10 protein-coding genes and 2 pseudogenes are annotated in these 10,649 nt (G+C 30.5%); 10 read left to right on the forward strand and 2 right to left on the reverse strand.

All coding sequences use genetic code 11. The features are described 5' to 3' along the window. From BM384_RS11930 to BM384_RS17965, 9 genes and pseudogenes are all read left to right on the forward strand, one after another. Window positions 1-243 (forward strand): annotated as a pseudogene (locus BM384_RS11930) (group II intron reverse transcriptase/maturase); the annotation flags it as partial. Between the two features lie 244 nt (window positions 244-487). Beyond that, window positions 488-1,324, forward strand: a complete 837-nt coding sequence (locus BM384_RS11935) for an IS1/IS1595 family N-terminal zinc-binding domain-containing protein (RefSeq protein WP_090013887.1) — start codon at window positions 488-490, stop codon at window positions 1,322-1,324. Between the two features lie 325 nt (window positions 1,325-1,649). After that, a complete protein-coding gene (gene pyrB, locus BM384_RS11940; RefSeq protein WP_090013889.1) occupies window positions 1,650-2,570 on the forward strand; it encodes an aspartate carbamoyltransferase in 921 nt (306 codons plus the stop codon). Further along, the gene (locus BM384_RS11945; RefSeq protein ID WP_090013891.1) at window positions 2,571-3,005 is read left to right on the forward strand and encodes an aspartate carbamoyltransferase regulatory subunit; all 435 of its coding nucleotides are present in this window, start codon (window positions 2,571-2,573) and stop codon (window positions 3,003-3,005) included. A gap of 16 nt (window positions 3,006-3,021) precedes the next feature. Continuing rightward, window positions 3,022-4,218: a dihydroorotase gene (locus BM384_RS11950; RefSeq protein ID WP_090013893.1), complete on the forward strand. Its 1,197-nt coding sequence runs from the start codon at window positions 3,022-3,024 to the stop codon at window positions 4,216-4,218. A gap of 14 nt (window positions 4,219-4,232) precedes the next feature. Next, on the forward strand, window positions 4,233-5,105 hold the full coding sequence (gene pyrF, locus BM384_RS11955) for an orotidine-5'-phosphate decarboxylase (protein ID WP_090013895.1): 873 nt from the start codon (window positions 4,233-4,235) through the stop codon (window positions 5,103-5,105). Window positions 5,106-5,119: 14 nt separating this feature from the next. Beyond that, window positions 5,120-5,863 (forward strand): dihydroorotate dehydrogenase electron transfer subunit, encoded by a 744-nt coding sequence (locus BM384_RS11960; protein ID WP_090013897.1) that lies wholly within the window; start codon window positions 5,120-5,122, stop codon window positions 5,861-5,863. 12 nt (window positions 5,864-5,875) lie between these two features. Further along, window positions 5,876-6,775: a dihydroorotate dehydrogenase gene (locus BM384_RS11965; RefSeq protein ID WP_090013899.1), complete on the forward strand. Its 900-nt coding sequence runs from the start codon at window positions 5,876-5,878 to the stop codon at window positions 6,773-6,775. Window positions 6,776-7,029: 254 nt separating this feature from the next. Further along, window positions 7,030-7,287, forward strand: a complete 258-nt coding sequence (locus BM384_RS17965; RefSeq protein WP_207650720.1) for a hypothetical protein — start codon at window positions 7,030-7,032, stop codon at window positions 7,285-7,287. Between the two features lie 448 nt (window positions 7,288-7,735). Here the strand turns inward: BM384_RS17965 and BM384_RS11975 are convergent, their stop codons facing one another. After that, window positions 7,736-8,848 carry a methyl-accepting chemotaxis protein gene (locus tag BM384_RS11975; protein WP_090013903.1) on the reverse strand — a complete coding sequence of 371 codons (1,113 nt, stop codon included), beginning with the start codon at window positions 8,846-8,848 and terminating at the stop codon, window positions 7,736-7,738. Window positions 8,849-8,923: 75 nt separating this feature from the next. Beyond that, window positions 8,924-9,721, reverse strand: coding sequence for a cache domain-containing protein (locus tag BM384_RS11980; protein WP_090013905.1), 798 nt, complete (start codon window positions 9,719-9,721; stop codon window positions 8,924-8,926). Window positions 9,722-9,889: 168 nt separating this feature from the next. Here BM384_RS11980 and BM384_RS18655 point away from each other — a divergent pair. Next, window positions 9,890-10,330 (forward strand): annotated as a pseudogene (locus tag BM384_RS18655) (FAD-dependent oxidoreductase); the annotation flags it as partial. Window positions 10,331-10,649 lie beyond the last annotated feature (319 nt).

The raw sequence follows: 10,649 nt of genomic DNA on the forward strand, positions 1-10,649 counted from the left end.
AAATGGATTAGACGAAGACTTCGAATGAAGCAAATGAAAGAGTGGAAAAGTTATAAATCACTTCATAAAACTCTAAGAAAAATGGGATACAAGGGTACTTTTAAGAAAATATCCATGACGAGATGGAGAAATTCACTAAGTCCACTTGTGTGTATGGCACTTCCGAACAAATGGTTTGATGAAATCAAACTATTTGACATGTCTAAGGTAGAAACAGCAGTTTTGCATTATTATAAAGAATAATGGAGATTTATCAAGAGCCGTGTGCGAGGCCCGCATGCACGGTTCTGTGAGAGGAAAGACCTCAGAAAAAAAAATTTCTGAGGTTCACCTACTCGATATGCATAGGGGAGGGGACAGTGAGATTGTTATAAAAAACCTTTGTATAAAATAAAAAAATTTCATATAAGAGGTCTTTAATAAAGAAATGTTGGTAAGGTTTGAAAAATTATATTTGTGTCAATAATCTTGCATGAGGTGACTAAAAATGATTAAAGTAGATATTGATTACAATAAATTAAAAGACCATAGAGACTCTCTATTAAAAAATGATATTTATGCTAAAAGAAAGGTGGAGCTATGTCCTCACTGTAAGTCAAAAATGTACATAAAGTATGGAAAGTTCAATGGAATTCAGCGTTTTAAGTGTAAAGAATGCCAAAAAACTTTCTCTTCAGTAACTAATTCTGTTTGGAGTTATTCTAAAAAGAAACCATCTGATTGGTTCAAATTTTGTGAGCTTATTTTAGAGAAAAAAGTATTAAGAGAGTGTGCTAAGATTTTAAATATAAATATTAACACAGCTTTTGCATGGAGACATAAGGTTTTAGAAGCTTTAAGAAAAATTCAAAATGAAGTTGTACTAAAAGGCAATATACATATGATTAAGACTACTGTTAAAGAAAGTTTTAAAGGAAATAAAAAAATAGAAACTGATAAAAGAGAAAAGATAATAGTTGTATCAGGGAATGGAGACATGGATACAATGCTTTCAATGCCACTATGCAAGAGAGTATGGAGCTTTAAGGAGTTTGAATTAAAAATACTTCCTAGAATTAGTGAAGGTTCTAATATTGTACCTTATGTAGACAGGTATGTTTATTTAGTAGCCCAAAAATATGGGGCAGATCCAGATAAGGACATACCAGCAGATAATAAACTTATGCAAAACTTTAGGGTGATTTATAAAAAGTGGTTTAAAAGGTTTAATGGTATTGCAACAAAGTATCTTTCAAATTATCTTGCTTGGTTTATAATATTCTGCAAAGAAAAAATATTTAATGATGTAGAATTTTTATATGAATTAAATGCAGAGGTAAGATAATAGTAAAATTTTAATGAAGACATACTATGTAAAGCACACCAACATTTATTTGTGAAAGACCAATATATATGTAGAATCAATATTTTTTAAAGACTTTTTGAGATTAAAAAGTAGTATCAATTTATTATTGACAAGAGTATCATTAGGTGGTATTCTTAACAAAAAGAAAAAACCTTTAATTTGATCCAGAGAGATCATTAAGGAAGATACTTAAGACTAAGATAAATAGGATTATTGCGCCTTCCTTAAGGGAAAGGCGTTTTTTTATATACAAAAATACCTTTAATTTTAGCTCAGAGAAGTTAAGAAGGAGTGAAAAAACTTTATGAAAAATAAACATTTAATAGATCCTATGGATTTATCCGTAGAAGAACTAGACGAACTATTTAAGTTAGCACATCAAATTATTAATGACCCAAAGAAATTTTCTAAAATATGTGATGGAAAGATTTTGGGTACACTATTCTATGAACCAAGCACAAGAACAAGATTGAGCTTTGAAGCTGCAATGATGAAACTTGGCGGCACAGTATTAGGTTTTTCTGAACCAAATTCAAGTTCAGTATCAAAAGGTGAAAGTTTAGCAGATACTATAAAAATAGTATCAATATATGCAGATATTATAGCAATGAGACATCCAATGGAAGGATCAGCAAAGGTTGCAAGCATTTATTCAGATGTACCAGTTATTAATGCTGGAGATGGAGGACATCAACATCCAACACAAACACTAGCAGACCTTCTAACAATTGAATGTATGAAAAAAGGATTAAAAGGACACACAATAGGCATCTGTGGAGACTTAAAGTATGGAAGAACAGTACATTCATTAATTAAAGCAATGTCAAGATATGAAGGTACAAAGTTTGTACTAATTTCACCTAAAGAACTACAAATTCCAGATTATATAAGAACTGAATATATAGAAAAGAAAAATATAGAACTTAAGCAAGTGGATAATCTTGAAGATGTTATAGGAGAATTAGATATTCTTTACATGACAAGAATTCAAAAAGAAAGATTCTTTAATGAAGAAGAATATTTAAGACTTAAAGATAGCTACATATTAGATAAAGAAAAAATGAACGCAGCAAAACAAGATATGATAGTAATGCATCCTCTTCCAAGAGTAAATGAAATTGCAGTTGAAGTAGATAAAGACCCAAGAGCAGCATATTTTAAACAAGCAGAATATGGAATGTATGCAAGAATGGCATTAATGTGCAAATTATTGGGGGTGGCTTAAATGTTAGAAATAACTAGTATAAAAAACGGATTAGTAATTGACCATATAGAAGCAGGACTTGGAGTTAAGATTTTTAAATATCTTAAACTTGCAAAGTCTACTAATAAAGTAGCATTAATAATGAATGCTGAAAGCAAGAAAATGGGAAGAAAAGATATAATAAAAATAGAAGAATGTAAACTTGAAGATATTAATTATACAGTTTTAGCATTAATGTCTCCTGGAGTTACAGTTGATGAAGTTATAGATGGTAAGGTTAATAAAGTAGAACCTGAACTTCCTGAAAAGGTTGTTGATATTTTAAAGTGTCAAAATCCAAGATGTATAACAAGTACAGAAGAATATGTTCCTCATTCTTTCATACTTATGGATAGAGAGACTGGAATGTATAGATGTGAGTATTGTGACAGTTTAGCAAAATTAAGTGATCTTTAGGAGGCGTTTTTAAGTTATGAATCTACTAATAAAGAATGCAAGAATAGTTGATGCAGCTCATGATTTTCATGGTGATGTTTATATAGAAAATGGAAAAATAAAAGAAATTTCAGATGAAATAGCAAAGGGAAATGTAGAGGTAATAGATGCTGAAGGTAAAACATTAATGCCAGCATTTATAGATACACATACACATTTTAGAGACCCAGGATTAACTTACAAAGAAGATATTGAAACTGGTTCAAAGGCAGCTGTAAGAGGAGGATATACAGGGGTATGTCTTATGGCAAACACAAAGCCAATAGTTTCAGATAAGGAAACTTTAGAGTATATAAGAAACAGAGGAAAAGAAGTAGGACTTGTAGATTTACATCAATGCGTCTCAGTAACAAAGGACTTTGATGGAGTAACATTAGAGCATTTAGAAGCATTTAAAGGTGATAAAAACTTAAAAGCTATTTCAGATGATGGAAAAGGTGTAGTAAGTAATGAAACTATGCGTAGAGCTTTAGAATTAACAAAGGAAACTGGGTGGGTAGTTATGAGCCATGCTGAATGTCCTGAATTTTCAAAGCTTGATATGAGACTTGCTGAAGATATGATGACTATAAGAGATGTGGAACTAGCTAAGTATACTAAAGGTAGACTTCATATGTGCCATGTGTCAACAGTGAAATCAATGGAAGCAATAATTGATGCAAAGATGGAAGGTGCAAATGTAACATGTGAAGTTACACCACATCATATATTCTTAACACAGGATGTAAGCAATTATAGAGTAAATCCTCCTATAAGAGAAAAGGAAGATGTAGAATACTTGCACTGGGCAATTAAACATGGGTTTGTTGATTGTATAGGAACAGACCATGCACCACATACTGAAGAAGATAAGAAAAATGGATCACCAGGAATGGTTGGACTTGAAACAGCATTTCCAATATGTTATACAAGCTTAGTTAAAGACGGGAATATAACTTTAAATAAATTAAGCGAAATAATGAGTAAAAATGGTGCTAAACTTTTAGGAATGAATAAAGGTACTATAGAAATAGGAAAAGATGGAGACCTAGTATTAGTAGACTTAGATAAGAAAATAAAGGTAGACAGTTCGAAGTTTGCTTCAAAGGGAAAAAATACACCTTATGAAGGAATGGAATTCTACGGAGAAATATTAATGACAGTTAAGAGCGGAAAAATAGTTTATAAGAAGTAGGGGGAATTAAAGTTATGACAATAATGGATAAGTTATATAAAAGAGTTGAAGAAAGAGGAGTTGTTTGTGTTGGACTTGATACATCTTTAGATTATATCCCTTCATTTATTAAAGAAGGAAAATCTTCTGAAGATGCAATAGTTGAATTTAACAGACAAATAATAGAAGCAACAGAAGACGTAGCTGCATGTTTCAAAGTTCAAATAGCTTACTATGAAGCATTAGGACTAGCTGGGCTAAATGCTTATAAGAGAACTCTTGATATGCTAAGAGAAAAGGATGCAGTTATAATTGCTGATATAAAAAGAGGCGATATAGCAGCAACAGCAAAAATGTATGCAAAGGCTCACTTTGAAGGTGACTTTGAAGCAGATTTCATAACTTTAAGCCCATATATGGGAATGGACAGTATAGAACCATACCTTCCATACTTAGAAAGTGGAAAAAAAGGTGTATTTAGCTTAGTTAGAACTTCTAATAAGGGAGCAGAAGATATAGAATACCTAGATACAACTTCAGGAGATAAAGTTTACAGTGTAGTTGGAGATAAACTTATGGAAATGGGTAAAGACTTAACAGCTGAATGTGGATATCATCCAATAGGAGGAGTTATAGGATGTACTCACGTTGAAGAGGGAAAAGCTTTAAGAAAGAGATTTAACTCAATGTTCTTCCTTATACCAGGATATGGTGCACAAGGTGGAAAGGCAGAAGACGTTGCTATGTACTTAAATAACGGAAATGGAGGAGTAGTTAACTCTTCAAGAGGAATTATAGCAGCTTACAAAAAGCTTGGTAGAGATGAAAAAGATTTTGCAAAGGTAGCAAGAGAAGAAGCTATAAAAATGAGAGAGGCAATAAGAGAAGCAGTAGCAAATCTTAAATAGGGGGACAGATTAAAGTGAGCTTAACATACAGAGAATCTAAAATAATTTCTAACGAAAAAGTAATTGATAATATATATAAAATGGTATGTACTGATACTAATGAAGTTAAACCAGGTCAGTTCTACATGCTAAAAAAAGAAGGGAGTACTACGTTACTTCCAAGACCAATAAGTGTATGTGAAAAGGAAGATGGAACAGTAACTTTCATGTATGCAGTAGTAGGAAAGGGAACAGAAGAATTTTCTAAAATGAAAGCTGGAGAAGAAATATCTTTAACAGGACCTTTAGGAAATGGATTCAACCTAGAAAACTTGGGAAAGACAGCTATAGTTGCAGGAGGAATAGGAACTGCTCCTATGGTTGAAGTTGCTAAGAGATTAAGAGAAAAAAATAAAGATGCTGTAATAGACGTTTATGCAGGATATAGAGATAACATATTTTTAACTGAAGAATATGAAAAGTATGCAAGTAGTGTACAAATTACAACAAACACAGGAAAGCACGGTCATAAAGGATTTGTAACAGAAATACTAAAGCCAGAAGAATATGATACAGTTTTATGCTGTGGACCAGAAGTAATGATGAAGGCAGTAGTAGATATGTGCAAAGAAAAGGGTACAAAGATTTTTGTATCAATGGAAAAACACATGGCATGTGGAGTTGGAGCTTGTTTAGTATGTACATGCAAAACTAAGGATGGAAATAAGAGAACATGTAAAGATGGTCCAGTATTTGATGGATACTATGTTGAACTTTAGGGGGAATGAAGAATGTTAAAAGTAAATATTAATGGTGTGGATTTTAAAAATCCAGTTATAGCAGCTTCAGGAACCTTTGGTTTTGGCTCAGAATATAACAACTTTTATGATGTAGGAATCCTAGGAGGAATATCTTCAAAAGGATTAACTTTAAGACCTAAAGAAGGTAATGATGGAATAAGAGTTTTTGAAACTCCTTCAGGAATGATGAACTCAGTAGGGCTTAACAATCCAGGAGTTGATGCATTCATAAAAAGAGAACTTCCTAACATGAAAAAGCTTGGAACTAACATCTTAGCTAACGTAGGTGGAGGATGCTTTGAGGATTATGCAGAAGCTATAGAAAAGATAAATAATACAGATGTTGATATTATAGAACTTAATATTTCATGTCCTAATGTACAACATGGAGGAATGGCTTATGGAATTAAGTCTGACATAGCTCATGATTTTGTTAAGGAAATGAAGAAAATAGCAAAGAAACCTTTAATGGTTAAACTATCACCTAATGCAGAAAATATAGTTGATATGGCAGTAAAGGTAGAGGAAGCAGGGGCAGACTCAGTAAGCTTAATTAACACAATAAACGCCTTAGCAATAGATCCATATAAGAGAAAACCAATATTCAACAATGTAACAGCAGGTCTTTCAGGTCCAGCAGTTAAGCCAATAGCCCTTAGAATGGTTTATCAGGTAGCAAAGGCTGTGGATATTCCTGTTATAGGCTTAGGGGGAATAACATCTGGAATGGATGCCATTGAATTTATGATGGCAGGAGCTAGTGCTGTGCAAATAGGAACAGTTAACTTTAGTAATCCTATGGCTGGAAAAGAAATTATTGATGAAATGGAAGCTTTCTGCAGGGAGCAAGGCATTAAGGATATTAATGAGATTGTAGGAATAATCAAATAGAGACAAGTTTATGTTAAGGGAGATTCAGTAAGTGTACTGAGTCTCTTTTTACTTTAAGGGAATTTTCTTTGATAAATATATAAATATGATAAACTATTTATCTGATGTAAGAACACATGATTTTTTTAGAATTATATAGTTGATAAAAATAAAGAAGCTGCTTTTAAAAGTAGCTTCTTTAAATATGTAAACGAATTTTTAAGTATATGCAAATGCAGAAACAGCAAACATTACCTATCATTTCTGCTATTATAATGACCTTTATTAATTTGCTCGCAATTCTTTTTAAGCCAGATTCGTATCTTGTAAAGAAGTTCTTACGAGATAGAACAGTAAGTAGTATTGCAAAGCCTATGAATAGTACTACTGCTCCTATTATGAATATTGGAAGTAATGTTTCTAATAGTGCTAAGGCAAATCCTATCCCCATAAATATTAAAATGAGTGGAAGAAGAAGTATCATATGTATCCTACTTTCTTTGTTTAAATTTTATTTTTATGTAATAATATAGATATTATAGCTTTATTTTGGATATAGTACAAGCTAAGAGGATTAATTTTAGGAGTACATACTCTTTAGAGTAAAAATTAGTAATCTTTTGGCAAAAGAAGAACTTATTGATGATATAATTTTGTTTATTTGAAGAGATTAAACATGCAATAGATGGAACACTTATTAGACTTGATGATTTGAGGGAAATTGCTGAGTTAGTAGAATAAATAAATTTTAAGGGCAACCATAAATTTTAGGTGATTTTTAAATGATTTCAGGCAACACAACCACAGCAAAAATAACATCATAGCACTACATTATATGTAGCTTCTCATTATTCAATTTTAAAGATGCATAAAGAAAGGTCTTATGGAGAGTAGGTAGATTTAAATTTACCTACTTCCCCTGTAAATTTAAATCTACTCACTGTACCATCTTTAAAATTAATTAATTTTAAATTCATTTAATTAATTAACTACTATTAATATTTTTTCATTTAATTTTTCAGAAGCATTATTCACACTATTTCCAACCTTACTTAATTCTTCGCTTAATGCTAAAATTTCTTCGGAAGATACTGATACCTCTTCTGATACTGATGATGCAACTTCAATATTATTAAGAATTTCTTTTTCAGTTTTTTGTACTTCTTTAAATCCTTCATAAACTTTATTTAGTTCAGGAAGAACTTTTTCTACTGATAAAACAATGGTAGCAAATGACTCTTTAACATCATTGATATGTTCATTTTGTTTTTTTAGTTCTGTTTCTATTGAATTAGACTTGTCTGCAATTTTAGCTGTACTATCATAAGAATTTTTTATTATTTCAGAAATTTGAGCTGAATTTTTCTTGCTTTGTTCAGCTAAAACTCTTATTTCTTCTGCAACTATAGCAAAGCCTACTCCTGATTCACCTGCTCTTGCTGCTTCAATAGCTGCATTTAATGCTAGAAGGTTTGTCTGACTTGAAATTTCATCAATAATTTGTGTTATGGATTTAATTTTACTCATATTAGATCCAAGTTCATCTACATTGTATTTAAATTGTTCAAACTCATTAAAGAACTTCTTAACGGACTTTTCTAAATTATCAACTATATCTTTAGATGAATTTGCTTTACTTGATATAGCTATAGTACTCTTCTTAACACTATCAGTATATTTACTCATATCATCTACTTTTTTGCTAAATTCTTCTGTTTCATAAGTAATGTCATTAATCTCATGTGCTTGATTTGAATTGCTTTTAGCTACTTCTGAAATAGAATTTTTAATATCAGTTGTTGATAGGGCAAGATCTTTAGAGTTTTCATACAGACCTTCTGAATCAGCACGCATTTGAGTAGTTATATCATTTATTTTATTAATCATACATCCAATGGACTCTGTTAGTTTATTAACACATTTAGACATACTTCCAAATTCATCTTTTCTATTTAGTAATTCATCCTCAATTTTAACAGAAAAATCTCCAGTTGAAATATTAGTTAAATGCTTAACTAGTTTCCTAATAACATCAGTAATTCTTTTAGCAAATAAAGAAACTATAATAGATGCAATTATTATTACTATGAGCATTATTAAGGTGGATATTCTTTTTATAACTTTAGAACTTTCTATAATATCAGAATAAGAAGCAGAGATGGATATTGATCAACCTGTATTGCTTATCTTTTCATAAGATTCTATCCTCTTTTCCCCATTATAATAATATTCACCAATTCCACTATCATCAGATGACATTTGCTTTTCAAAATTTGCAAATGATTTTGAATTTGTGTCATTTATAAGATTAACTTTTGAGTTAATCATACTTTCATCTGAGTTTGCAGTAATTATACCTTCTTCATTTACCATATAAGCTGAACCTGTATTTAAGAACTTCACATTCTTTAATAAATTACTTATTTCATCATCAGGCATATTAAACACTATAACTGATTCTACAGTTTTTTGCTCTGCATCTGCAAATACAGGAATGGCATAAGTTATTACATCTTCATTTAAAATTCCAGAATGACGTGGAGAGGATACACTATCTTCTCCTGATAAAGCTCTTTTATAAAAATCTTCATCAGGTACATCAGCTGTTTCACCCTCTAGAAATATTACTTTTCCTTCTGGGTCTCCAATACCAATACTTAAACATCCAAAGTGATTTTTTTCTTTTTCAAGAGCTGCTAATTTCTTTTGAATATCAACATTATCATCTAAAATAACTGGCATTTGAGCTAAGGTTTCACCCATAGTGAAAGATTTCTGGATTTCAGAATTAATTAGACTTGCAGTTTGTTCTGTAATAGTGTGCATAAGGTCTAAACTATTACGAATAAGATTTCTTTTGATCAATTGATAGCTAATTAATGTAAGACTTACACAGGAAAGGGCTACCACACCTATTACCAAAGACATAAGTTTTCCACTTATTCCAGTATTAAATTTAAATTTCATTATCTAGCCTCCAATATAATTTGTCTTTTGTATAATTTTTTATCATAAATATTATTATAAATCTTTTAAAAATAAATGGAACATGTATTGGTATTGATACTTTAAAGGATGTTTAATTAATAGAATAAATAAATTTTTGGGGGGCATTATATACTTGAGGTGATTTCAATGATTTCAGTATGGAATGACTCCCAAAACTTTAAGGAAAGACAAGCGTTAAATGGTGACATAAAGACTAATACACTTATAATAGGTGCAGGAATTGCAGGAATATTAACAGCATATTTTTTAAATAAAGAAGGTAACACAAGAAATACTACAGCAAAAATAACATCACAGCACCACATTATATAATCTAAAATAAAAAAAGAATTTGGAATAGATATGGCTAAATAGTATGCATTGGCTAATGAAACTGCTATAAAAAAATATAAGGAAATTATTAATGAAAGAAATATTGATTGTGATTTTGAAGAAAAATCAGCTTATGTATATTCCTTAGATGAAACTAAAGAGATTATAAAAGAAGTTGAAGTGGCAAAAGAAATAGGAATAGATGCAGAATTTGTTACAGAAACTAATTTACCTTTTAAAGTTAAAGGAGGAATACTTTGGTTGATGAAAATATAGATAAATGTGTTTAAGAATGTCAATATGTACTCAAGAAATGATATTAATGAATAAACACATAAATAACTATAACCCTAAAGGTTTTACTAAATTCCTAGGAGTAAGGATGATTTAAAAAATCAAGTGGAATTTCTATTGAAATTTATATTTTCTAAGGAAATAATAGTAGATGAAATAATTAAAGATATTGAAAATAGATTGACTTATATCGATCTTACATGTATTTAATCATAAAATCTGCCAATTAGGACAATATAAGAGGAAGATAGAAAGGGATGAAGAAATTGCAAAGAGCCTA

The sequence above is a fragment of the Clostridium sp. DSM 8431 genome (assembly GCF_900116755.1).
GTDB lineage: Bacteria > Bacillota > Clostridia > Clostridiales > Clostridiaceae > Clostridium.